The 24,954-nt window shown below is 56.0% G+C and carries 21 protein-coding genes; 8 read left to right on the forward strand and 13 right to left on the reverse strand.

Translation table 11 applies throughout. The features are described from left to right. Positions 1–91 precede the first annotated feature (91 nt). The gene (locus tag SRBAKS_RS12405; RefSeq protein WP_229591212.1) at positions 92–748 is read left to right on the forward strand and encodes a Crp/Fnr family transcriptional regulator; all 657 of its coding nucleotides are present in this window, start codon (positions 92–94) and stop codon (positions 746–748) included. 3 nt (positions 749–751) lie between these two features. Here SRBAKS_RS12405 and SRBAKS_RS12410 read toward each other — a convergent pair whose 3' ends face one another. Beyond that, positions 752–1,150: a hypothetical protein gene (locus SRBAKS_RS12410; RefSeq protein WP_229591213.1), complete on the reverse strand. Its 399-nt coding sequence runs from the start codon at positions 1,148–1,150 to the stop codon at positions 752–754. Positions 1,151–1,289: 139 nt separating this feature from the next. On the opposite strand from SRBAKS_RS12410, the gene cooS reads away from it, so the two are divergent. Both cooS and SRBAKS_RS12420 read left to right on the forward strand, forming a co-directional pair. Beyond that, positions 1,290–3,167, forward strand: a complete 1,878-nt coding sequence (gene cooS / locus SRBAKS_RS12415) for an anaerobic carbon-monoxide dehydrogenase catalytic subunit (protein ID WP_229591214.1) — start codon at positions 1,290–1,292, stop codon at positions 3,165–3,167. Positions 3,168–3,419: 252 nt separating this feature from the next. Beyond that, on the forward strand, positions 3,420–4,196 hold the full coding sequence (locus tag SRBAKS_RS12420; RefSeq protein ID WP_229591215.1) for an ATP-binding protein: 777 nt from the start codon (positions 3,420–3,422) through the stop codon (positions 4,194–4,196). Between the two features lie 126 nt (positions 4,197–4,322). On the opposite strand, the gene SRBAKS_RS12425 is transcribed toward SRBAKS_RS12420, so the two are convergent. From SRBAKS_RS12425 to SRBAKS_RS12445, 5 genes are all read right to left on the reverse strand, one after another. Next, complete coding sequence (locus tag SRBAKS_RS12425; protein WP_229591216.1) at positions 4,323–4,808, reverse strand: LA_2272 family surface repeat-containing protein; 486 nt, start codon at positions 4,806–4,808, stop codon at positions 4,323–4,325. A gap of 162 nt (positions 4,809–4,970) precedes the next feature. Then, positions 4,971–5,633, reverse strand: a complete 663-nt coding sequence (locus SRBAKS_RS12430) for an HAD family hydrolase (RefSeq protein WP_229591217.1) — start codon at positions 5,631–5,633, stop codon at positions 4,971–4,973. A gap of 9 nt (positions 5,634–5,642) precedes the next feature. Next, on the reverse strand, positions 5,643–6,734 hold the full coding sequence (locus tag SRBAKS_RS12435) for an ABC transporter ATP-binding protein (protein ID WP_229591218.1): 1,092 nt from the start codon (positions 6,732–6,734) through the stop codon (positions 5,643–5,645). A 1-nt stretch (position 6,735) separates the two neighbouring features. After that, positions 6,736–8,838, reverse strand: a complete 2,103-nt coding sequence (locus tag SRBAKS_RS12440; RefSeq protein WP_229591219.1) for an ABC transporter permease — start codon at positions 8,836–8,838, stop codon at positions 6,736–6,738. 3 nt (positions 8,839–8,841) lie between these two features. Continuing rightward, a complete protein-coding gene (locus tag SRBAKS_RS12445; protein ID WP_229591220.1) occupies positions 8,842–9,864 on the reverse strand; it encodes an ABC transporter substrate-binding protein in 1,023 nt (340 codons plus the stop codon). A gap of 438 nt (positions 9,865–10,302) precedes the next feature. Between SRBAKS_RS12445 and SRBAKS_RS12450 the strand changes: the two genes are divergently transcribed. Both SRBAKS_RS12450 and SRBAKS_RS12455 read left to right on the forward strand, forming a co-directional pair. Beyond that, on the forward strand, positions 10,303–11,910 hold the full coding sequence (locus tag SRBAKS_RS12450; protein WP_229591221.1) for a SulP family inorganic anion transporter: 1,608 nt from the start codon (positions 10,303–10,305) through the stop codon (positions 11,908–11,910). A gap of 394 nt (positions 11,911–12,304) precedes the next feature. After that, positions 12,305–12,802, forward strand: a complete 498-nt coding sequence (locus SRBAKS_RS12455) for a GlcG/HbpS family heme-binding protein (RefSeq protein WP_229591222.1) — start codon at positions 12,305–12,307, stop codon at positions 12,800–12,802. A 114-nt stretch (positions 12,803–12,916) separates the two neighbouring features. Here SRBAKS_RS12455 and SRBAKS_RS12460 read toward each other — a convergent pair whose 3' ends face one another. Continuing rightward, entirely contained in the window at positions 12,917–13,996 is a 1,080-nt protein-coding gene (locus SRBAKS_RS12460) for a mechanosensitive ion channel domain-containing protein (protein ID WP_229591223.1), read from the reverse strand. A 56-nt stretch (positions 13,997–14,052) separates the two neighbouring features. Here SRBAKS_RS12460 and SRBAKS_RS12465 point away from each other — a divergent pair, with 56 nt between their 5' ends. The 3 genes from SRBAKS_RS12465 (at position 14,053) to SRBAKS_RS12475 (ending at position 16,088) form a co-directional block, all read left to right on the forward strand. After that, positions 14,053–14,745: a Crp/Fnr family transcriptional regulator gene (locus SRBAKS_RS12465; RefSeq protein WP_229591224.1), complete on the forward strand. Its 693-nt coding sequence runs from the start codon at positions 14,053–14,055 to the stop codon at positions 14,743–14,745. Positions 14,746–14,960: 215 nt separating this feature from the next. Then, positions 14,961–15,281: a DUF190 domain-containing protein gene (locus tag SRBAKS_RS12470; RefSeq protein ID WP_229591225.1), complete on the forward strand. Its 321-nt coding sequence runs from the start codon at positions 14,961–14,963 to the stop codon at positions 15,279–15,281. Positions 15,282–15,374: 93 nt separating this feature from the next. After that, entirely contained in the window at positions 15,375–16,088 is a 714-nt protein-coding gene (locus SRBAKS_RS12475) for a DUF554 domain-containing protein (protein WP_229591226.1), read from the forward strand. A gap of 449 nt (positions 16,089–16,537) precedes the next feature. On the opposite strand, the gene SRBAKS_RS12480 is transcribed toward SRBAKS_RS12475, so the two are convergent. The 6 genes from SRBAKS_RS12480 to SRBAKS_RS12505 all read right to left on the reverse strand — a co-directional run bounded on the left by SRBAKS_RS12480 (position 16,538) and on the right by SRBAKS_RS12505 (position 24,796). Further along, positions 16,538–17,719 carry an iron-containing alcohol dehydrogenase gene (locus SRBAKS_RS12480; protein ID WP_229591227.1) on the reverse strand — a complete coding sequence of 394 codons (1,182 nt, stop codon included), beginning with the start codon at positions 17,717–17,719 and terminating at the stop codon, positions 16,538–16,540. Between the two features lie 453 nt (positions 17,720–18,172). Then, the gene (locus SRBAKS_RS12485) at positions 18,173–20,134 is read right to left on the reverse strand and encodes a sigma-54-dependent Fis family transcriptional regulator (protein WP_229591228.1); all 1,962 of its coding nucleotides are present in this window, start codon (positions 20,132–20,134) and stop codon (positions 18,173–18,175) included. A gap of 438 nt (positions 20,135–20,572) precedes the next feature. After that, a complete protein-coding gene (locus SRBAKS_RS12490) occupies positions 20,573–21,559 on the reverse strand; it encodes an alpha/beta fold hydrolase (RefSeq protein WP_229591229.1) in 987 nt (328 codons plus the stop codon). A 490-nt stretch (positions 21,560–22,049) separates the two neighbouring features. Beyond that, the gene (locus tag SRBAKS_RS12495) at positions 22,050–22,850 is read right to left on the reverse strand and encodes a formate dehydrogenase subunit gamma (protein WP_229591230.1); all 801 of its coding nucleotides are present in this window, start codon (positions 22,848–22,850) and stop codon (positions 22,050–22,052) included. Then, positions 22,847–23,497 (reverse strand): cytochrome c3 family protein, encoded by a 651-nt coding sequence (locus SRBAKS_RS12500; RefSeq protein WP_229591231.1) that lies wholly within the window; start codon positions 23,495–23,497, stop codon positions 22,847–22,849. Before SRBAKS_RS12500 ends, SRBAKS_RS12495 begins: the two co-directional genes overlap by 4 nt. 9 nt (positions 23,498–23,506) lie before the next feature. Further along, entirely contained in the window at positions 23,507–24,796 is a 1,290-nt protein-coding gene (locus tag SRBAKS_RS12505) for a multiheme c-type cytochrome (RefSeq protein WP_229591232.1), read from the reverse strand. Positions 24,797–24,954: the final 158 nt, after the last annotated feature.

The raw sequence follows: 24,954 nt of genomic DNA on the forward strand, positions 1-24,954 counted from the left end.
GGGCAATTACCGAAAGATGGCAACAGGAAATCACCCATTGGACGGAATATAGACCTGCATGGTAGGATTCTTCTTCAACCCGGGAAGGATTATGAAATTTTCAGGAATAAACCTGCTGGATGAGTTGGAGCGCGTAGAGCTGGCGGAACTGCGCAGTGTGTTCAATGAACGGACATATGCCAAGGGGCAGGTTATTTACAGGGCCGATGAGCAGGACAACCTTGTTTTCATCATCGCCCGAGGGCGAGTACGGATATATCTCGCCTATGAGGACAAGGAATTCACCCTTGCCATTCTCGGCTCAGGCGACCTCTATGCCACCCACGCCGGATGTTATGTTCAGGCCTTCGAGGATGCCGCTCTGCTTGTTACCGATGTTCAGTCCGTCAAGCGCTGTATGTCCGAGGTCCCGCTTTTCACCCGCACCATGGTCCGAGTGCTCGGCCATATCCTGCAAAACGCCTTCTCCATCATTGGCGGCCTTGCTTTTAAAGATATATACAACCGCCTCATGGATTATATGGTCAGTGAGGCGCGGGAATCCGGCGTTCCTGAAGGCAAAGGTGTCGTGATCAGAATCGACCTGACCATTGAACAACTTTCCCAACTCATGGGAGCCACACGACAGACCGTGTCCACATTGCTGAACGACATGGAACGCGCCGGCCTGATGAAAAAGCGCGTCCGGGGTGAATACTTCATCCCGGACGTGGGCGCCCTGGAGCGAGCGGCCGGCGCTGATTTTTAATGATTATTTAAACCAGTCCTTTACCCGTTCAAACACAGGGGCACTGACAACAAGATTGTCATAGTTTGGGAGGTAGCTGCCTCTCCAAAACTGCGCGCGGTCATTAATCCGTGCGAGAACTTCTTTCGTCTTCTTCTCCGATATGTTGATAGCGCTCGCCATCTCGGGAACAGTGAAGCAGAAGGGCTCCTTCCCTTTCGTATACCCTTTACGAATGAAATCCAGAGCCGCTTTGAGATCAAAGTGTTTAACCATTGTTCCTCCTTTGCTTGTTTCACTCAAGGATAGCCTTACGCGCGATCCTGCTTCCTTCTCATATCGTAAATATTTATCGAGAGCATATGTCACTTGTAACAATGTGTCACCACGGAAATTGTAATCGGTCACATTATTTTTTCGCACTTTTCCTCCCCATTTGTCGGCTTCCCGACATACACTCAGGACCTGGTAGTGTTACTGATACGGTTCGAATAGAGGGTATCCATTATCTGCCGGGCGGGTTGCATTACATGACCCGGCGAACCTGGGATTAGGAGGGAAAATGGCAAAGGAACCAAGACCAATTGACGATCTGACCATTTGGGATGATGCCAAGGCCATGCTGAAAAAGGCGCGTGCTGAGGGAATCGAAACCGTCCATGAGCGGTTGGACAGGCAGACACCACATTGTAAAATGTGTGAGCTGGGCACATCCTGCCGTAACTGTACAATGGGGCCGTGCCGGATTACCGCCAAAAATCCGCTTGGTGTGTGCGGTGCAGATGCCGATGTCGTCGTGGCCCGAAATTTCGGCCGATTCGTGACTGGCGGCGCTGCCGGACACTCCGACCACGGCCGCGACCTCATTGAGGTGCTCGAAGCCATTGTCGAAGGCAAAACCAACGACTACAAAATCGTTGAGGAAGGCAAACTGATCGCCATTGCCGGCGAGGTTGGCATCGAAACTGACGACCGTGCTATCATTGATATTGCCCATGATGTCATGGAGTGTTTTTTCGCCGATTTCGGTTCCCGCAAAAAGGAAGTCTCCTTCCTGTCTCGCGTACCGCAAAAACGCAAGGACCTCTGGGCCAAACTCGGCATGACACCGCGTGGTGTTGACCGTGAAATCGCCGAAATGATGCATCGCACCCATATGGGATGTGACAACGACGCACCCAACACACTCATTCATGCGGCCCGGACTTCGCTGGCGGACGGTTGGGGCGGCTCCATGATCGGCACCGAACTGTCAGACGTCATATTCGGCGTGCCCACACCAAAGATGTCCACCGCCAATCTCGGTGTCATCAAGGAAGATCAGGTCAACATTCTGGTGCACGGGCACAACCCCGTTGTCTCCGAAATGATTCTGGCCGCAGCCCGCGAACCGGAACTGCTGGCCCGCGCCAAGGAGCTCGGCGCAACCGGCATCAATGTGGCCGGACTTTGCTGCACAGGCAACGAATTGCTCATGCGCCAGGGTATTCCCATGGCGGGTAATCATCTCATGACCGAGCTGGCCATCATCACGGGCGCAGTCGAGGCCATCGTGGTCGACTATCAGTGCATCATGCCGTCTCTTGTTCAGATTTCCGGCTGCTACCACACCAAATTCATCGACACTGCCAACAAAGCGCGCTTCACCGGCGGCATCCATGTTGATTTCCAGCCCAACACCGCCATGGTCCAGGCTCGTGAAATCGTGTCCATCGCTGTGGAAGGCTATGCCCAGCGTGATGCCGGGCGCGTTGATATTCCGTGCGAGCCTATCGACATCATGACCGGCTTTTCCAATGAAGCTGTAATCGAAGCTCTCGGCGGCTCACTCGATCCGTTAGTTCAGGCCATCGCAAGCGGAGACATTCGGGGCGCGGTCGGCATTGTCGGTTGTAACAACCCGAAGATTCAGCAGGATTCCATGAACGTGAAGCTTGCCGAAGAGTTGATCAAAAAGGATATCCTCGTCCTTGTCACCGGGTGTGTGACCACCGCGGCAGGCAAGGCCGGACTGCTCGTGCCGGACGCTATTGAAAAGGCTGGCCCGGGTCTCAAGAAAGTCTGTGGTTCACTGGGTATCCCGCCCGTTTTGCATTATGGTTCCTGTGTGGACAACGCTCGTATTCTGCAACTGTGTGCGGCCCTTGCCAATGCGTTGGATGTGGATATTTCCGATCTGCCTGTGGGTGCCTCCTCGCCTGAATGGTATTCGGAAAAAGCCGCTGCCATCGGACTCTATGCCGTGGCGTCAGGCATTTACACCCACCTCGGGCATCCGCCGAATATCCTCGGTTCCGAGACCGTCACCAATCTTGCTGTCTCGGGACTCGAGGATCTGGTCGGTGCAACCTTCTTTATCGAAGGCGATATGGTCAAGGCCGCAGAGATGTTCGACACCCGCATCAAAACCAAACGCAAAGCCCTGGGCCTCCCTGAATAGGAATGCCTTCGGCGACCAGAGGGGAACCTTTCGAGAAAGGGTTCCCCTCTGGACTCTCTCTTCAAAGCATTTTGTCGCACCGTCTGGTTGGGGGGATCCCAGGTTTGGAGGACGGCAAATATACGCCTCTAGAGACGATTTTTTGGACAACAGTTTTTACAAAGATTCAGTATAATTAACATTGAACCGCCCTCCACCGCTTCCGCGTAACGACGACAAGAAATTTTGGAAATGAGAGGGATGGGGGCAATCATGAAAATAGCGTTCGCAGGTAAGGGTGGAGTCGGGAAAACGTCCTTGTGCGCGTGGGTAGCCGATTATCTGGCTCGGCAGGGGAAGAATGTATGGTTGGTGGATGCGGACACCGCGCTTTCGTTGGGTCAGGCTTCCGGGTTGGTACTGGATCAGTTGCCGAGCCCCCTTATTCAGCGTGAAGATCTGGTGCGTGAACACATCCATGCCGGTGGTTTCCTGAATCTCAACCCGGATGTCGGCAATCTGCCGGATGAGTTGGGTGTGGATGTGCCGTTGAGCGGTCCGCCCATTGCCGGAGTCGATCCAGGGCGTAAACGGCTCCTTGTCATGGGAGCTGTGACCAATGCCGGCGGCGGGTGCGCCTGTGATGCAAACGCGCTGCTCAAGGCCTTGCTGGGACATATTGTCATGGACCGTGACGAATGGGTGCTTGTGGACCTTGAGGCTGGTGTTGAACATTTGGGGCGCGGAACCGTGGCTCATGTGGATGGGCTGATCGTGGTTTCCGAACCATCCATGCGTAGTTTGCAGACTGGTGCTGAAGTAGGTCGTATGGCTGGAGATCTGGGGTTGAAAAACCAGGCCTTGGTGCTTAACCGGCATGAGGGCGGGCCCCCGCCAAAACTGGACGGATTGCCGCAGTGGAGCGTGACCATACCGCCTCTGCGTGGGGTGATAGAACGGCAGATGACCGATGCCTCTGTGCTGGGCCTGCCGGAGACGGATCTGGTGGATGGAATTGTGCAGGCGCTGCTTGATCATCTGGGGCAGTGATCTGACTACGGTCTGGCGAGCCGGGACATGGTAGTATGCCCATTAATATATTCATTGGAGTGAGCAAAACAAACAAGCCGTCGAAGCATGCTTCGACGGCTTGTGTTCGTTCAATGGCGGAGATGGTTAGAAACGCCAGTTGACGATGGGGAAGACCGGAGCCAGCCCGTTGGGCATTTCGTTGAACCACTGGTTTCTCTTGATGACGTTGATCAGACCGATCTGCAGACCGGGCTGGGCTGTGTCTGCATAGTTGATGAATCCGGTTTGCAGGCCGGTCATGGTGCTGGATGCGTTGACGAATCCTGCCTGCCAGCCGGTGAAGGAGTGGTGGTTGTAGTTGACCAGCCCCCACTGTACGCCGGTGTAATTGTCGGCGTAGTTGACGAACCCCCAGGAAAAACCGGCACTGTCGCCGCTGGAGCCGTTGATGATACCCAGAGCCAGAGCGGATTGCGGGTTCTCACCCCAGATGCTCAGGGCCACTCCGTCGATGCGGGTGGATCTGGAATGAAGGGCAACATCGGGAACAAGGCTGAGCTGAAAGGGCTCGGCAGCAAATGCGGGCAAGGCCATAAGACAGATAATGGCTGTCAGAATAATTTTTTTCATGCAATCCTCCTTTGTCATGTGCGTACAGGAATAAGTGAACGTTTGATTCGTGAAAGAACACTGTTGGCGGCCAGAGCGGGCCGATGGAACATACCCTTAGAGCACGAAAACAACGATTTCAAGTGCGTGCAAACACTCGCACATAAGTGAAAAGGGAGACGGTCAGGTCGTGAGCAGTTCGGTCAGTCTTCGAGTGGTCAGCTGGTGGATGGATGTGACAAGCAGGTCGGCTTTAACGAGCGTCTGCCCCGGTGAGTTGGGGTTGTCGAACCCCACGCACCGCATGCCCGCCCGCTTTGCTGCGATGACGCCGTTGGTGGAGTCCTCTATGACCACGCAGCGGTCAGGGGACACGCCGAGTCTGTCTGCGGCCAGCAGGAAGATGGCCGGGTCCGGTTTTGCGCGTGACACGTCGTCGCCGCCCACATAGGTGCTGAAGGTCTCCCTGAGTCCGATGGACGTGAGCGTGGCCTCGATGACGTCGTTGTTGTTGGAGGAAGCCAGGGCAAAGGGGATGGCTTCGGCTTGCAGACCGTCGAGCAGCGCCGTTATGCCGGGAATGGGTTTCAGCCCGGTCGTCGCGGCCAGATATGCCTTGTACCGCTCCATTTTTGCGTCGGAGAGTTCCTTTGGCGTGCCTTCAAGGTCATGCATGGCCTTCATGTCCCGCCATTGGCTGATGCTGGAGGTGCCGATATAGCGCTGGTAGACGTCGGGCGTGATGGAAAACCCGAGTGAGCGCGCAAACTCGATGAAGATTTTTTCATGAATGGGTTCGGAGTCGAATATGACCCCGTCCATGTCAAAGAGGACGGCGATGGACATGGCTGAAACCTAGGCCGCGGTTGTGTCGCCGTTTTCCGGGATGACGATGATTTCATCCGGCCGTACGAGGACGCCGACCTCCTCGCCGGATTCAAAGACACCCGCATAGGCCGGGGCACGGGTAAAGAGCGGCCCGCACTGGGTGTCGATGGTGTATTCGATGACCGGTCCCATGTAGGCGTTCTGCTTGATGGTGCCTGAAAGGGCGGCCTCGGTTGTCTCGGACTTGTGTACAACTTCAATCACCTCCGGTCGCAGGGACAGGCTCACCGGACCGTCCGAGTGGTCGGTCTGCTCGGTTGTCGGCAGTTCGATTGTGGCGTCGCCGTAAGTGATTATCTTGCTTGTCCCTTTGCTGGACAGGATTCCCTTGACCACATTTGATTCGCCGATGAAGTTGGCCACAAAGGACGTCTCGGGCTTGTGGTACAGGGCGCGGGGCGGCCCCTGCTGTTCGATGGCGCCGTCTTTCATGACAATGATCTCATCGGACACGGCCAGGGCTTCAGCCTGGTCATGGGTGACGTAGATGGAGGTGATGCCCGATGCCTGTTGCAGGCGGCGGATGTCGTCCCGCATGGAGCGACGAAGTTTGGAGTCGATGTTGGACAGGGGCTCGTCGAACAGGAGCACCTTGGGGCGCAGGACCATGGCCCGGGCCACGGCCACGCGCTGCTGCTGGCCGCCTGAAAGCTCGTTGGGATAGCGGCTCTGATAGCCGTCCATGTCCACCATCTGGAGGACTTCGCGTACCCGCTCCTTTGTCTCGTCAGCCGGGACCTTGAGCACGCCGAGGCCGTAGCCCACGTTCTGCTCCACGGTCATGTGCGGGAACAGGGCGTAGCTCTGGAAGACCATGCCCACGTCTCGGCGGGTGGCCGACAACGCGGTCACGTTTTCATCGCCGAACCAGATTTCGCCGGCCGTGGCGGGTTCCAGCCCGGAGACGAGGCGGAGCAGTGTGGTCTTGCCGCAGCCCGAAGGGCCGAGCAAGGTGGTCAGGGTGCCGGGCGCAAATTCGATATCTATATTGTCCACGGCCCGCACCTTGCCGAAGTGCTTGGACACGTGCTTCAGGGTCACTTGTATGGAATCATTCATGTCAGCCTCGGATTGTTTTCACTTCCCGCTCCGTCTTGGAGCGACCGGTGAAAGCCTGCACGAGCAGGGTGAAAAAGAGCATGATCAGGATAAGGACCGAACCATAGGCCACGGCCACACCGGTCTCGCCGCTCTCCACTCGGGAGAGGATATACGTGGTGGCCACATCGGTCCCGGCCGTGGCCAGAAAGATCACGGCGGACACCGTGGTCATGGCCCGAATGAAACTGTACGCCATGGAAGAGACGATGGTGGACTTGAGCAGGGGCAGCAGGACGGACTTGAGGGTCTTGAAGCTCCCGGCCCGTTGCAGCAGCGACGCTTCTTCCAGGTTGGTGGAGATCTGGCTGAGGGCCGACATGCCTCCTCTGATGCCCACGGGCATGGCGCGGATGGCCATGGTGATGATCAGGATGGCTGCCGTGCCGGTCAGCTCCAGGGGCGACGTGTTGAAGGCGAGGATGTAGGCCACGCCGGTAACCGTACCGGGAATGGCGAAGATGAGCACCGTCCCGAAGTCGATGATGCCGCGTCCCAGGAATTTCCGTCTGGTCAGGATGTAGGCGATGAGTATGCCCGCCATGGTGGTCAGCGGGGCCGCCAGCATGGAGTAGGACAGAGAGTTGAAGAAGGATGGCCACCCCCCGCTGGAGAAGCCGTTGAGCCACAGCTCCGTGTGGTGCTTCATGGTCAGGGAATAGTCCGCGCCCCACTGGGTGACGAAGCCGCCCAGGAAAATGGAAACATAGAGGAAGCCCACCAGTACCAGCCAGATGGAGATGAAGAGCGTCAGCCCGCGTTGCAGCCCTGCGGGAAGCGGAGTCAGGTTGCCTGCGGTCTCCACGCCCGTGACCGTGACATAGGATTTTTTGCCCACCCATTTCTTCTGGATGAGGAAGACCGACAGGGAGAGGATCAGCAGGATCAGGCCCAGTGCCGCGGCCTTGGTGAAATCAAGCTGCGCTCCGGCAATGGAGAAATAGATTTCCGTTGAGAGCACGTCATAGTCGCCGCCCAGCACCAGCGGGTTGCCGAAGTCCGCGGCCGACGAGATCATGCCGAGCAGGAAGGCATTGGCAATGGCTGGCCGGAGCAGGGGAAACGTGACGTTCCACAGGGTGGCCCAGCGATCGGCGCGCATGGTCAGGGAGGCTTCTTCCATGGCCGGGTTGATGCTGGAGAGCATGCCGGAGATGACCATGTAGGACACCGGGGTCAGGGAGAGAACCTGCGCTAGAAAGATGCCGGGGTAGCCATAGATGTAGCCCGATCGTTCGAAGATGTCGGGGATCAGCGAACCGTGTGGGCCAAAAAGCATCATCAGGCCGTCATTGATCATTCCGGCCCGCCCGAAGAGCAGGATCATGGCCATGCCGACCACAAAGGGCGGGGTGATGATGGGCAGGATGTAGAAGACCCGGATCAGGTACCGCAGCCGGGTAGTGGCCCGGACCGCGTACAGGGCGAATATCAACCCGAACAGCGTGGTGGCCGCGCCCACGGAAAAGGCAAGCTTGAGCGTGTTCCAGATAACGCGACCAATGCCGAACGAGGTGATGATTTCAAAGAACTGAAAGGGCGCGAGTTCACCGGAGCCATCAAAGATCAGCTTGTTGAAAATCTCCCACACCGGAAAGAAGATAAAGGTGATCACCATGAAGATGACAAAGATCACTGCACCCGCGATAAAGGTGTCGCCCCGCTGATAGCCCAGCTCCGAGACGCCGATTGCACCCAGTGCTGCCAAACACAGAATGACCACGCCAGCCCCCAGTCCAAGGGCGGTGTTGGTAGAGATGAAGGCATACAGGATGCCGGTGATGCCGAGACCGGCCAGGGTCGTGAAGACGATCCCCTTGCCCTTGCCGGGCAGTCTGATCCAGGCAAAGGGCATGATGAGCGCCAGATAGGCAGGAACGATCATGGTGAGGCTGGAGTAGTTCCAGGCCATGGCGTCGAGCAATTCCTCCATGGTGGAGTCGGTCAACCCGTAGTCAAGAGCGATCCAGGGGAGCAGCCAGTAGGCGAGAAAAGCGATGATCGTCCAGGAGAGGATGACCCAGGGGCCAACCTCTCCCGGAGCGGAGTAAGTGTGTTTGCGCATTAATTAACGGGCCAGCGGCTTGATTTCCCTGACCCAGCGGTCGATGAGGTGCGCGCGCATCTCTTCGGAACCGTATTTGACGAAGTCGTAGTCGATGAGCTTGACCTGATCCAGACGAATGGCCTCAGGTGGCACGTTGGCGTTCACGTTGGTGGGAACCTGGAACATCTTCACGCGCTGGGGCACTTCCTGGCCTTCTGCGGACAGCATGTAGTCCACGAAGAGCTTGGCATTGTCGAGGTTGCGGCAGTCCTTGATGATGGACAGGCCGCCGATTTCATAGCCGGTGCCTTCGGCGGGCACGATGAGTTCCAGGGGGAAGCCGTTGGCCTTCTGGAGGGCGTGGTCATGCAGGAAACCGATGCCGATCATGGTTTCGCCACGGGCGGCGGCCTTGCCCGGAGCAGAGCCGGACTTGGTGTACTGGTTCACGTTCTGGTGCAGCTTGGCAAGATACTCGAAAGCGGCATCTTCGCCCAGAAGCTGAACCATGGTGGCCAACACGGTGTAGGCGGTGCCCGAGGACTGCGGGGAGGCGACCTGGATCATGCCCTTGTACTCGGGCTTGGTCAGGTCGGCCCAGGAACGCGGCATGGGCAGGCCCTTTTCCTTGAGCACGTCGGTGTTGACCGAGTAACCGAGCACGCCCGCGTACACGCCTGCGGACTGATGCTTCTTGCTGGTGGCGGGGTTCTGGAATTCGGGGCCGATTTCCACGAGCATGGGAGATTCATAGGATTCCAGCAGGCCGTTCACGCCGGCCTGGGAGTGGGGGTCCAGGGTGCCTGCGTACCAGACGTCGCCCTTGGGGTTGTCCTTCTCGGCCAGGATCTTGGCATAGGTGGAGCCGGAGCCGGACCGGGTCATCTGCACCTTGACGTCATACTTTTCGGCAAAGGCGTCAGCGACCGCCTGGCAGGCAAACGGCTCGTTGGAGCAGTAGATGACCAGGCGTCCTTTGGCAAAGCTGGCACTGGCCAGCCCCAGAACGAACACAACCACGAGAAACATTGTCAGCCGTTTCATACCGTTCTCTCCTCAAATAAAAAGTCATACACGAGATTGATGCTTCGAGTCCCCATTCTCTCGGCCTGTTTCGGAACAAGACCGTCGCTTGAACGTAACAAAGGCAGGGGGATGGAGCAACCCTGTATTCGTAAATAAAAGGTCGTTGCATCCGGTTTGCGTCAGTGGTCAGTCAGCGTGTGTGTTGATATAAACTTGACGCAGCACCGTATATTGGTCATGAAGCGTCTCGCTTGAGAGTCCGCCATATTTATGCACGCCATTTCGACGTCCCGTTTCAGATCTTCGTTTTGTTCTTCATAAGTACCAGCAGCCATTCCAGCTAAGCCGTTACCCGGCTTCAATCATATGTGCCTGCAGCCGTCTTTTCGGTTGCTCGATTTATCGCCGTTGCCAAACATCGTGACAGCGAGTGTACCCGATACCCAAGGATTTTTTGTGGAGTCCAACCCCGTTCTTGTTTCCAATTCCAAAGGCAGCGTCCAAGCCGACATCTTTTCCGGTCTGACCGTTGCGCTGGCCCTTGTTCCCGAGGCCGTCGCCTTTTCATTCGTTGCCGGGGTGTCCCCCATGGTCGGCCTGTACGGCGCATTCATGATGTGCCTGATCACCGCCGTGCTCGGCGGCCGTCCCGGCATGATCTCCGGTGCGACCGGAGCCATGGCCGTGGTCATGGTCAACCTGGTGCTCGAAGGCAATGCCCTTGGTGGCGCAGGTTCTCACGCCGGACTGCAATACCTCTTTTTCACGCTGTTGCTGGTGGGTGTCTTTCAGGCGTTGGCCGGTATATTCCGGCTGGGCAAGTTCATCCGCATGGTGCCCCGGTCTGTCATGATGGGCTTTGTCAACGGACTGGCCATCGTCATTTTTCTGTCTCAACTGAAAATGTTCCAGGCGGCGGAAGGCGTGTGGCTCCAGGGGGAACCCCTGTGGATCATGGCCGGGCTGGTGGCCCTGACCATGTGCATCCTCCTTGCGGTGCCGAAAATTCACAAGAAATGGCCCGGTGCGCTCATTGCCATCATCTCCGTGTCCCTGCTGGTGCTGTTTGCCAGGATCGACACGGCCACCGTGCTTTCCTTTATCCAGTCCAAGGGCGGCACCGGCATTGTTTCGGGACTGCCGACCTTTGCCTTTCCCCGTGTGCCCCTGACCTGGGGCACGCTGGTGTTCATCACACCCTACGCGCTGATTCTGGCCGCTGTCGGCCTCATCGAATCGCTGATGACCCTGACGCTCATCGACGAGCTCACGGATACGCACGGCAGCGGGAATCGGGAATGCATGGCGCAGGGACTCGGCAACTTCGTCAACGGTCTGTTCGGCGGCATGGGCGGGTGTGCCATGATCGGCCAGAGCATCATCAACATCACCTCCGGCGGCAGGGGACGGCTGTCCGGCATCGTGGCCGCAGGCGCGCTGCTGTTTTTTATCCTGTTTACGTCCCGGTATATCGAGCAGGTGCCCATCGCGGCGCTGGTGGGGGTCATGTTCATCGTGGTCATCAAGACTTTTGCATGGTCCACGTTCAACATCATGAACAAGATCCCCAAGTGGGACGTCATCGTCATCGTGCTGGTGACCTTTTTGACAGTGAAATACGACCTGGCCATCGCGGTCGTTGCCGGAGTCATCATCTCGGCCCTGATCTTTGCCTGGAATAACGCCCTGCGTATTCGCGCCCGCAAGATGGTGGATGAACACGGCATCAAGCACTATCAGATTTACGGCCCGCTGTTCTTTGCCTCCACCGCGCTCTTCCTGGAGAAGTTCGACGCGCAGAACGATCCGCAGGAAGTCGTGATTGATTTTGAAGAGTCGCGCATCATGGATCAGTCCGCCATCGAGGCCATCAACAAGCTGGCGGAAACGTATGAACGGTCCGGCAAGAGCATCCATCTGTGGCACTTGAGCAAGGATTGTGTCCGGCTCATCAGGAAAGCAGAGAAGATTTGCGTGGTGAATATCCTTGAGGACCCGGATTATTTCGTCAGCATAGACGATTTTCGTCAATACCGGGAAAACCTGGAGTTCGAGGCGCTGTAACGCATCAGAACGGACCGCGTGTTGGTACCCAATTCAAGAGGGCCGGCGAATAGTCGTCGGCCCTTTTTTGTGGTCCGTCCGGCGGGATCGGTACAATGGGGGCTGCAAACGGCAGATTCAAATGAGTAGGGAAATTTTTGGGTGCAAAAATGTATGTTCCGTTCGTGCATAATTGTCATTTATAAATATATTTAAATAAGGAATTTTATTGTGTTGGAGCTATGTCAGGCGTAGGTTGTCCGTCGCTTGAAGTAGGATTTGCCACTTGAAGCATGAATCTGGATATGGTGTCCGGGTTTTGTTATATTCTGTGTCATTTGAGCAACCGGCTACCCATACAGGTCAAAAGGCTTTGCAAATCGTACACAAAACTTTCAAACCAAAGGAGTCGCATATGCGCAAATGTAAACTTTCCATTGTCTTGGCCCTTGCCCTCACACTTTTTTGTGCTCTTCCCGCCCTTGCAGAAGGTCCCGTGAAGACCCTGTCCGGTGACATCACACTGGCACAGGCCCAGAAGATCCTGGCCGCCGCAGTCAAGAAGGCCGAGGCCATCAAGGTTCCCATGAACATCGCCATTGTTGATGCCGGTGGCAACCTCAAGGCTTTCTACCGTCAGGAAGACGCTTTCATCGGCAGCATTGATATCTCCATCAAGAAGGCCATGACCGCCCGTTATTTCAACATGTCCACCCGTACCCTGGGTTCCGTTTCCCAGCCCGGCCAGCCCCTCTACGGCATCGAAGCCAGTAACGACGGTCTGATCCTGTTTGCCGGTGGTGTGCTGCTGGTCGACGCCAATAACGTCATCATCGGTGCCATCGGCGTCAGCGGCGGTAGCGTTGACGAAGACGAGTCCGTTGCCTTTGCCGGTGCCGCTGTCATCAAGTAGCTACGCTGCACTGCACGACTGGGGAGGAGTGGCCCGACACGATCATCCGTGTTGACCATGCCCTCGCGGTCGAAGAGAGCGCGCGTTGCAGAACACGCTGTCATATAAGCCGAATCAGGGGATATGTTCCGCTGGTTCGGCCTCTTTGCGTGGGGTGTTGGCCGGGGGGAATTGCGAGGGCGTGTTTGTCGTGAAGTCGACCCGCGACACGTGGGTGGGGATGCCCTTCAGTTTCAGGGTCTTGACCAGACTGATAGCCATGTCGCTCTTGAGGTTCCATGCGTCTGCCGGAGAGTCGGCCCAGGCCGCAATCCAGCAGACCACGCATTCCTTTTCCATGCGCATGATCCAGAACTGGGGTATCTCGTCCGAGGTGTAGTATTCGCTGTGTGTGGCTACATCAGTGGCGATATCACGGACCTCTTCCAGGTCGGCGTCATAGGAGATGCAGAATTCCAGATAGGCCCAGAGCCGGGAATCGTTGAGGTTCAGGTTCGTGAACTCCTTGGTCAGCATGCGGCTGTTGGGGATGACGTACCGCTTCCAGTCCCAGGTCTTGATCTTGGTGTGGGTGATGGAGATGTCTTCGACCGTGCCGTACTGCTGATCGATCATGAGGGTGTCTCCCACCCGGAGCTGGTTTGAAAAGCTGATCACGATACCTGAAATCATATTCTCGACCAACGGTTTGGCGGCAATACCGATAACCGCGGTGAGCACGGCCATCAGAATGGAGATCATGGTGGTCGGCAATTTGCCGATAAAGGGAACGATGAGGGCGACCAGCCAGATGGTGACGGCAAAAAACAGCAACGCGCGTTGAATGATGGTGAAGCGCGAATGCACACCCTTGACCATCTTCTGTTTTTGCCGTTTTTCCTCCTTGCCGCTCAGGACTTCCGTGGGCATGGACGATATGGTCTCCGCTTCGTTGACCAGATCTTCAATGCGGGTCACCCGCTGCCTCTTGAAAGAGGTCAGGCGGTAGTTGATCCAGAGATAAATCAGGATTGCCAGAAGCGTCACACCGCTCAGGTAGGTAAGGAGGGAAAAATCAAAAGGCATGTCATACCTCAAAAGCTGGGGTTGTTCATCCAAAATATGGCTGATCTTCAGGTTCTTACACGGAATGGTCTGGATAGACCAGTTTGTGGCGGAATGCGGAATGCGCGACCGGGTCTTCTGGTCAAACACGCCCTTTTCGGCTACCTTCCTGGTGAATGACTTCAGCCATGTAAAATCGGGCTTTTATGAAAGATACCGACCTCTCAGAAATACGCGCAACGTTGCAGGAAGATACCAATCTGAACCGTGCGACGCCCTCGGCCCTCACGGAGCTTGCCCGGCATGTCACCCGGCTCGATTTCGACAAGGGTGAGTATGTCTTTCAAATCGGCGACGATGCCAGCTATTATTATCTGCTGGAGAGCGGGCGGGTGGTCCTGTCGAGAGAATCGCCCACCGGAAAGGTCTTTACCTTTCGTATTGCCGTGCGCGGCACCCCGCTGAACGCGTTCGCCTGTTTTCGGACACGGGTCCGTATCTTTTCTGCCCGCGTGGCTGAAAAAGCCTCTGTCATCGCCATTCCCTGCCCGGTCTTCAAGCAGTGGGTCCTTGATAATCCGGCTGTTGCTTCCGGCATTATCAATACCATGGGCGATCTGCTCGACGGTGCCTACACACGGATCCTCGACCTGATCGACGAGAGCGTGGAGACGCGCATCCTGAATGCCTTGAGCATGTTATCTTCACGTATAGGTCTCGACCTGCCGCTGACCAACGAGGACGTGGCCGAACTCGTGGGCACCTCCCGCGAAACAGCGGCGCGTGTCATCTCCCGTCTGCAGGAGTGCGGGCTTATTGCCAAGTCACGCGGGACGTTGCAGATCCTTGATAAGACGCGGCTGGACGATTCGAGCACCAGTCCGTTTTTCATTGTGTAAGGAAATCCCCACTCAGTGACCGGGGTCATTGTTCCCGGTCCTCTTTCCCTATAAAAAATGCGTGGAGGGACCGCCCGGTCTCCTTTGATCCGTCCCGGTATGGGACGCCGCAGGTCAAGGCACCGGTCCGCATCTCGGTACGAGTGCGCACGCGGCTGGGCCGTGGGTACGGATGGCACAACAACGAAAGAGCAACAACTCGCTACAAGAGGTAGATGATGCAAGGATATTTTGTCACTTTTTTTACGCAACAGAACCGCACGTATGACGATATGCCGCTGGCCAGATGGATCATAGAAGAGGCGCAGAAGATGGGCGTCGGCGGTGCTACACTTTTTTCCGGTCAGGAAGGATTCGGGCATGACGGGCGCTTTCATTCAGATAACTATTTTGATCTCGAAGATCAGCCTCTGCAGGTTGGCATGGCCCTTACTTCCAAGGAATACGATATGCTGATGGCGCGTCTCAAGGAGAACGGCATCCGTATTTTCTACACCAAGTCGGAGATTGAATTCGGTTTCACTTCAGAGTGTTAATCCTCTTTTCAAGCGATACTCCCTTCCCTTCTTCTCCCGATTTTTTACTCAAGAGTGGTGCGTGGTTCGGCCCGCATCCCTAAAGGAATTGCTATGATAGGTCCTTATGTTAACGGAGCGGCCCTGGTGGTCGGCAGTGTTGCCGGTGCGCTTATCGGCCCCAGGCTCAATGCCAATGTTCGATTGAAAATGCCCATGGTGTTTGGTTGTGCAGCCATGGGGCTTGGCGTGGTCATGGTGATCAAGGTCAAGTTCCTCGCGCCGGTGGTACTCGCGTTGGTGCTGGGGTCTCTTATCGGTGAGCTGATTCAACTGGAGCGACTTATCCAGAAGGCGGCAGGGAGTGCACGTCGATTGGTCGAGAAGGTTGCGGCACCTGTCGACGGCATCAGCCAGGAAGAGTTTCTGGATAAATTCGTGGCGCTGCTGATGCTTTTCAGCATGAGCACCACAGGCATTTACGGTGCCATGACAGAGGGCATGACCGGTGACCCGACCCTGCTCATTGTCAAAGCCATTCTGGATTTGTTCACGGCACCCATCTTTGCCTCGACCATGGGCATCGCCGTCGCCGTACTGGTGGTGCCGCAATTCGTCATCCAGGCCGGGCTCTATCTCGGAGCGACACTGATTCTGCCCCTGACCACCCCGGACATGCTAGCGGATTTTTCCGCGTGCGGTGGACTCATCATGCTGGCCACCGGCTTTCGTATCTGCGGCATCAAGCAGTTCCCTGTGGCGAGTATGATCCCGGCCTTGCTGCTGGTCATGCCCCTGTCATGGGTGTGGGCCACCTTTTTGGGGTAACACCCGGACGACTATGGGGCTTCCCGGTGGGCTGCCTGCAAGGCATTGTCTTTGGCCTTTCTCAAGCCTGGGATCAGGCAGAACCAACGGTGTCGGGGATCATCGTGCTAGGTGCTTGAGCGTGGGAGATGTCGAAGGGCAGTGTAAAACAGCACATCAGTATCAGAGAGAAAAAGCGGATGGTTGTCATTTCTCAAAGCCCTCTATTGAGTGGCTAGAGCAGATATGACGCAGAGAATCAAATGCAGTGCAGGATTGGGCTGTCTGGCGGAGAGCCAGCCCGGTGTTCGGTGGCGACGACAAAGCAGATAGCGGTCACGACGATCCGTCGTAACCGCTGTCTGCGTAGAGAATGTCCATGCGCACAACGCGCAGAGGACTCCTTCCTATTTCGTGCCGTTCAGTGGCCCGGAAGGAACGACCTTCCGGGCCTTGGCAGGTGTATGCGGTTACAGTGCCTTCAGGTAGATTTCCGTGACTTCATCATCCGTGGCGCAGCGCGGGTTGGTGAACTTGCAAATGTCCAGCTGGGCATTGGCAGTCATGGTGGGAATATCGGATGCCTTGACGTCCTTGCCGTAGCGTTTGCCCAGCTCGGTCAGGGTCTCCGGGATGCCGACGTCGACCGACAACTGGCGGATGGCCTTCAGTGCCAGTTCGGCAGCGTCGCGCGGTGACAGGCCAGCCGTGTTTTCGCCCATGATTTCTGCCATTTCGGCAAACTGTTCGACCTTGGCGACCATGTTGAACTCTTCGATATGGGGCAGGAGCAGGGCGTTGCATTCGCCGTGCGGCAGGTTGTAGAGGCCGCCGAGCTGGTGGGCCATGGCGTGGACGTAGCCCAGGCTGGCGTTGTTGAATGCCATGCCCGCGAGATACTGGGCAAAGCACATGCCTTCACGGGCTTCCAGGTCCTGACCGTTTGCCACGGCCTTGCGCAAATACTTGAAGATCAGCTTGATGGATTCAATGGCGCAGGCATTGGTCATGGGGTTGGCGATGGTGGAGACAAACGCTTCCACGGAGTGGGTCAAGGCATCCATGCCGGTGGACGCGGTCAGCGCCGGAGGCATGCCGACCATGAGGACGGGGTCGTCAATGGCGATGCCTGGGGTGATGCGCCAGTCTGCAATGGCCATCTTCACATGGCGGGAGGTGTCGGTGATGACCGCGAAACGGGTCATCTCGGAGGCCGTTCCTGCCGTGGTGTTGACCGCAAGGTACGGCATCAGGGGCTTGCTGGCCTTGTCCACGCCTTCGTAGTCGTGAATTTTGCCCCCGTTGGAGACGATGAGGCCGATGCCCTTGCCGCAGTCGTGGGAAGAGCCGCCGCCCAGGGTGATGAGGCTGTCGCAGTTGTTCTTCGTGTACAGCTCAATGCCTTCCTCGACATTCTTGTCCGTGGGGTTGGGCACGGTTTCATCATAGATGACATAGTCCATGGATGCGGCATCAAGCAGATCCGTGACCTGTTTGCAGACGCCGACAGCCACTACGCCCTTGTCGGTGACGAGCAGGGGTTTGCTGCCGCCGAGCGCCTTGATCTTTTCAGGTATCTGCTTGGATGCGCCGATACCGATCAATGTCATGCTGGGAATAAAAAAGCCGTATACCTGTTCTTGAAGCGCCATTACTACCTCCTGAGTGTGCTGGAGCTGTTATTGAACCTGTCGACACCGCCTATCAGGTGCATGGAACGCCCATGCCATGCAGTGACGAATGTGCCCTCTGTGGATGGTGTTCAGCCCTGTGCCAGCCTTGTTCTTCAGAACCCGCAACTCGGATCTCTCGGGATACCCGTGCACGGAGCGTGTTCACAACATCCTGTTTAAGGTCACACCCTCCAAAGCAAGAGGTGGGCCAAGTGCTTTTCAGAACGGTAAAAGTATATTCAGTCGTTATTTCAATAAGATATAAGAATGGGGTGCTTTCGATGGGGTGCAGTCATTATGTCCGGAAACTGGACATGTTCACTGGACATGTCGACATGCTGGACACAAAAACACAGGGCAACATGCGCGTTTCAACAGGGAACCGCAGGTGGGGGGGGGCAGGCTGTTCCGGGGTGCAGGGCGGAGCGTTCCCTATGCTCCCCGGAATGTCTCCACCTCAATGCGATACTGCTTGAGTTTGGCATACATGGTGGTGCGCGAGATATTGAGGATGGTTGAGGCGCGCCGCAGATTGCCGTTGGTCTCACGCAATGTCTCCTGAATGATCGCCTTCTGAAATCCTTTGAGGGACACAGGTGAACTGGTGATGTCTGCGAGCGGTTGCTGATTTGTCTCTGTCGTCATGTTCTGAGGCAGGTCGGCGACGTCGATGGTGTCGCCTTGAGCCACATTCACCAGTCGCTCAATACAGTTCTCCAGCTCACGAATGTTGCCCGGCCACTGGTAGGCCTTCAGCGCTGCCATAGCGTCATCGGACAACTGCAAGGGCTTTTTGCGCAGGGTCGTGATGAATTTGTTCAGGAATACTTCGGTCAGGAGTTCGATATCGCCGTCGCGCTGGCGCAGGGGAGGGATGGCGATGGTCAGCACATTCAGCCGGTAATAGAGATCTTCCCGAAAGGCCTTGTTACGCACGGCGCTGGGCAGGTCCTTGTTGGTTGCCGCGATAATGCGCACATCGATGCGTTTGGCCTGTTTGCCGCCAAGGCGGGTGACTTCGCTCTCCTGAAGCAGGCGCAACAGGCTGACCTGGGCCTCCAGCGGCATTTCGCCGATCTCGTCGAGAAATAACGTGCCGCCGTCCGCCAGTTCGAACTTGCCCGGGCTGCCTTCCTTGAGTGCGCCGGAAAAAGCCCCGGCCACGTAGCCGAACAGCTCGCTCTGGACAAGGTTGCGCGGCAACGCACCGCAGTTGACCACGACAAATGGCTCCTTGCGCCGGTTGCTGGCGTTGTGAATGGCCTGGGCAAACAACTCCTTGCCTGTGCCGGATTCGCCCACCAGCAGCGTAGTGGCTCCGCTCTGCGAGGCGACCTGCGTCAGGCGGACGGTCTCGTGCAGCGCTGGAGAAGCGCCCACGATGTTGTCGAAGGTGTAGACCGCCTTGGCCCCGGCCACTCGTGCCGCGTAGTGGCGCATGCGTTTGACGCCCCTCAGGGTCAGGATCACCCCGGCGTCGCCGAACGGGACACAGGACAGGGCGCAGACGAGTTTTCCCCTGCGCAAATCAAAGGAGACTTCCCGGTCATGAAAGGCGGTTCGATCGGTCAACATGGATTGGAGCACCCCACTGGAAGGGATGTAGGCTTGTATCTTTTCACCTGTGGGCTGGGTGTCCAGACCGAGCATCTTGCTGGCCTGCGGGTTGATGTTGGTGATGACACCGTCGCCCCCCAGGACAATGACGCCTTCGTCCAACTGTTCGAGGATGACCTTGTTGTTGTGCATGAGGCTTCGCAGCCGGAGATGCTCCTCAATGGCATGCGCGGCCGCTTCCACCAGTCCCAGAGTGTGCTGGTGGAAATTTTCCGTGTTGATGGCCAGATTCAATGCGCCGATCAACTGGCCGTCGGGATCATGAATAGGGGCGGCGGAGCAGCTGAGGTAGTGCAGCGAGGAGCTGTAGTGTTCGGAGGCGACAACATGGACCGCCTTTTTCTCGATGATGCAGAGCCCCATGCCATTGGTGCCGATGGTGCTCTCATCACACCGCCGTCCCGGCATGCCATAGGGAACGTTGTCGAGGTCCTGGCTTGTGGCAGAGGCATACAGCACCAGTCCGGTCGTATCGACCAGCGTCACAACGCTTTTGGACAGGTGGATGGAGTGGGCCAGCTTGTCCATGATGCGCTTGGCACTTTCCACCAGATGTCTATTGACAACAGTGGCCTTTTCAAGGGCGAGGGTGTCGATGGGGCAGAGCGGCAGTGAACCGCTGTGCATGTTGGCTCGGCGGCACCGCTCCCAGGAGGCGTGGATCATGGGACGCACAAGACTGGTGTCCACGGGGCAGCGGGCCTGAAAGCGCTGCCATTGTTTGGAAACCTTGGTCCTTTGGTTCATGGAGAAAGGAGGACAGACTGTTTTTTCCATTGATCAACCTCACTGAGACTATGTCATGACCCGGGTGGTCGGTACGTGTGCTTCCACCATAGGATCGCTTGGCGGAAAACAGTGGATACGCCTGCATGGACAGGGGGGCTACTGGCACACTATCCCGATGACCATACTGCGGAGTTTAATAAAACAGTATGAAATGGAGGGAATAATGACAAGTGCATATGCGGACTCTTTTGCATTGAAATAGAGCTTCAATATCAGACGTATACAGTATGAAATGTGGTGTCGGAACAGATGGTGGGTGTGCAACCGAGATGGGTAAGAAAGAAAGCGGCTACGACGAGCTGTCGTAACCGCTTGAAAAAATCGGTCAGGTCGGATTCTGGTTCGATTGAACACAAGGGCCTGTGACCTGAAATCCAATAATCAGGCTCGGGCTCTGTCTGCGCACAAACAGGGGGCTTTTCCCGCTTATTGCGTCGATTCTTTTACCTCAAGGAAGGCATTGACGGCAGAGATGAACACTTCCGGCGCCGCTTCATAGGCCGCATGGCCTGCATAGGGAATGTTGAGGAAGCCGGATTCGGCTATCCGGTTGCGTAATTCGGCGGCCTCCTCAAGCGAAAAGAGATGGTCGTCGTCGCCGCGGGCTATCAGCACGGGGGCCTTTATGGCGCAGACGCTTTCGCCCGGGTAGCCCGTAGGCTGTACGTTTGTCCATAGCCCCACAACGGCCTTCTCCAGTGCGTCGAAATTCGGTTGGGGATTGATCTTTGTATAGTACGCCACTGATTCGGGGAATAATTTTGACCATTTTTTGGCGGTCAGGCTCCGCAATATGGGCAGGGCCATGTCATCAGGCAACAGTCTCCAATGAGAACCCAGGGTGATCAGCTGCCGGACCTTGACGGGACTGCTCGCCGCCATGCGGTAGCCGACAGTGCCGCCGTCGTCGACGCCGAGGATGGAAACATTGGTGATGCCGAGCTTTGTCAGCACGGCTTCGACGTCTTCCTGGTGCTGGGCGTATGTCAGCGGGGCTGTGCCCATGGTGGATTTGCCATGACCACGAAAATCAATGGCTATCATCCGGTATTTGGTGGGCAGTTTTCCGACAAAGCCGTTCAGGTCCGTCATGCTGCCAAGACCACCGTGCAGCAGGAGGAGTGGCTTCCCATCCGCTTTGCCTTGTATCTCATAATAGATGTCAGCCCCTTTTACAGCCAGTGTATGGCCACTCTTGTGGTCGAATTTGATAAGGGCTTTTTTCTTTGGTTTTGCAGGCTTTGGTTTTACTGCCGCCGGTTTTACTTCAATCGGTTTTGCTTCCGTTGTTGTAACTTCCGCCGGTTTCTCCGGTTGTTGTGGCTCTACAGGCGTGGGAGTATGGACGCAGCCAAACCCGGTCATGGCCACCAGCAGCACCAGGAAAAATGTCAGTGTTTTGGATCGGTTCATATCCCTTCCTCTCCGTTGTGGACCGGTTTACTTTCGCCGGACGGCAGCCCTGCTTTCCAGCAGACCGCCGCACCTCTTTCGTGCGAAGTGGCTGGCAATTAAACATATTATGAGAACAATGTCGATGAAAGGAGGGGATTGTGCAAATGCTGTCGCACCGGAAGAATGCGTCGGGGGTCTGCCCTGGTCATTCCTGAGAAAAAGTGGTGCGCCAGGGAGGATTCGAACCCCCGGCCGTTGGCTTGGAAGAGGGCTGCTTCGAGTCGGTTCTTTAAGTGTGTTACGAGGTTGGTCCGTTCGACAGGCGCGTGAAACGTATGAGATTCAACTCGTTTTGTGGTCGGTCTTGTGGCTGAATGTTTGGTAAGCGTTCAATTGGAATGCAGGCCATGGCTCTGTGATCAGCATGCGAGAGTTTTGATGAATCGATCCGAACACAATATGAACAGCCCCGAAGCCAAAACTCCGGGGCTGTTCCTGTCGGTCAAACCTACCAATGAACAAGCCAGGCGTTCATTAGCCCTCCCACAACGAGATAGATGCCGAGAATTACGGCGCTTAGACCTATAACGTAGGACATCGCGATTTTGATTGTTGGTGCGTCCGAAGCAATCTTGTTTTCCAGTTCGTTGTTTGTACGCAATCGGGTAATCCAGGCAGGACGTTCTTGAGAAGACGTTTCAAGATCGGCATCGCCGGAGAACATGGCCCGGTCCATGGGGAAAGTGTGTCTCCGTAGATGGGCGACGGCAAAGTGGATGATGAATATATGCAGCATGGCCAGGCATGCCTCAATGCGGTGTACCCACAGGGCTACATTGAGCCCCCATCCCTTGAAGTACCGAGAGGTTTCAATGGGTGAGTAGAGCATGAGGCCGGTGCCACCCAAGATGAGCATGCCCCAGAATACGGCCCAGTAATCGAATTTTTCCCAATAACCCCACCGGTCGAAGCGGGGGTGCTCGCCACCAAACATCCAACGCAGGTGGGCAAAGGCTTGCCTGATATCCTTGCCTTGCGGCCAGAGCGAGTCGTCGCGGTCAACCTTGTGGGCAAAGACAACGAAGAGTGCATAGATCAGGTGGCACAGGAAGAGGAAGAGCATGAACAGCCCTACATATTTGTGTACGACCAAGCACCCGTTATACCCGTTAAATGGTGCCGCCAGCATCCGGCCCCAATGAGTCTCGATGTACATCCTGGCTGTGCCGGTAACGGCCTGCGTCAGGAACGAGAGCATCAGAAGGATGTGGAAAGCCTTTTGGATCGAGGTGAATCGTTTCAGCCTCATTCTTCACCTCCCGTGTTTTTGCGGGTAAACAATTCTCGCAACATCCACAGTCCTGTGTGGGGAAGGAAGAGTGCGAAGGTTGCCACGGCAATGCAGAGCAGTGTCCATACCGCCCAGTAGAGGACCGGGAAGCTCTCCGCAGTTCCTGCTAGCAGGGGCGATGGCTCGTGCACCACATACATGGCGAACGATCCGCTTGCACCTTGGTGGCACTTTGCACAGACCATGGCATGCCTGCGGATGGGGTTGAGGGGGGAGAAGTAGTAGTTTACCCCTGCAATGGGTTCGCTACCATGACATTGGCGGCATGCGATGTTGTTCCGAGTGACGTGTCTATTGTTCTGCGCATGCGGTTTATGACAGCTTTCGCACCGCTGGCGTTCATAATAGGGCACCAGGGCGTGGGAATCTGCCTGATAGGTGGCTGCAGGCGTCCGTCCACCCAAAGTCACAGGGGTGACAGGAGCGTTCCATTGCAGGAACGGACTGCCTCGGTTGGGCATGACCTCATATTGTTCATAGTAGCCCGTGCTTTCTTCCCACATTCCATACCGGTCAGCCCCGGCGACCTCCTCTTGCGCTGCGCATGGCAATGCAAGGAAGAGGCCCGCCAGGAGCAGGGCTATACGTTGTGCTAATTGTTGCATGACCGCCCCCTATTTGTAGGCGTTCACTGACTCAATGGCCTTCCCCTTTGGGGTCGGCATGGAGGCCAGAACCTCAAACCGCTTTTGTAATTCGATCAGATTGGCGTCCTTGTGCTTGTGACACGTCTGGCAGGAGTTGGGGATTTCCGGATTCTGCAAGGTTTCGGATGGCAGCAGTGTCTTGAAGACGTGGCTGTGAATGTCTGCCGATTCCGCACTTTTAGCGATACGCGGCATATGACAGCCTATGCAATTGGCAAACGAGTGAATGGAATGCGCCATGTTTTGGCTTGTCTGTACATGGCAGCTGAGACAGGATTTGGAACCGGCTTCCTTTGTCTGGAAGCGCGTCGTAGGCATACCCAACTGATGCACGGAATGGCATGATGTACACGTAACACCTTCGCGGCGGTGTTCGGATTGCATCCAGTCAATGTATTGCTGATGGTGTTTCTTGGCAAATTCGTTGGGATAAACGTGGCTTTTGTCTCCGGCGGCGTATGACGTGGAGGTGTAGTAGGGCTCAAGCGCCTTGCCGGGCATGTAGCCCACGGGCCATCCCGCGCCTTTCTGCATGGTGGATTTGCCTCGATTGTGGCAACTGCCGCAGATCTGGACAGCGGTGCCGCGAGGAAGCTTGGCCGGATTGACTATGGTCTGGCGTTTTTCGAACAGCGCTGTTTTGGGCAGGGCAACGTGCCAAGACCCGGCACCATGGCATGCCTCACACCCAACTCCAGGCTCGGTAAATGAACCCATGGCAGGGTTGTCCTTGTCGAGCTTGACGCCAGTGGTGTGACACCCGCCACACTTGAGCAGCCAGGGGCGCTTGTCCCAATCATGTTCATGGTAGTTCACCCAGCGGCCACTTTCGGTGTTGAATTGGATGGGCGTGATATACAGTACACCCTCTTTCTCAACGATGAATCGCTGTTTCCACTCGTTGCCAAGGGTGTATTTAATTTCGTCTTTTTTTGGGAAATATATCTTGTCTATCGGTAGCTTGAGTTTGCCTGCGGCTTCCAGCTTTTTGAAGTCGGCCGTTATAACCTTCTGGTTTATGTCCACGATAAACGCATCTTCGTTTTCGGTTACATCCTGAGCCATACGGCTGTGGTTGGTGGCTTTCCACGAATCGTAATGTTGCAGATGGCATGTTTTGCATGTTTCCGATCCGACATATTCCTTGGGCTGTGATGTTATTTTGGCCACATCCACCATCTGTTCACCAGAGGTACATCCGATAATCAGCAATCCTATCGCAGCAATGACAATGATTGATAGACACCCGTTTTTCATGTCCCCTCCTATAATTAATAGATAGATTCCTATTGTGGAATTATTGGCACATTTAAAACATGTGGAGTATTATAATTGTAATTAGATGCACGAGTTCATTGAGGGAAAATCGAGACAATGAATATGAGGGGTGAGATGATCAGTACATCCAAGCTTGT

It is taken from the genome of Pseudodesulfovibrio sediminis (assembly GCF_020886695.1).
In the GTDB taxonomy this organism is placed as follows: domain Bacteria; phylum Desulfobacterota; class Desulfovibrionia; order Desulfovibrionales; family Desulfovibrionaceae; genus Pseudodesulfovibrio; species Pseudodesulfovibrio sediminis.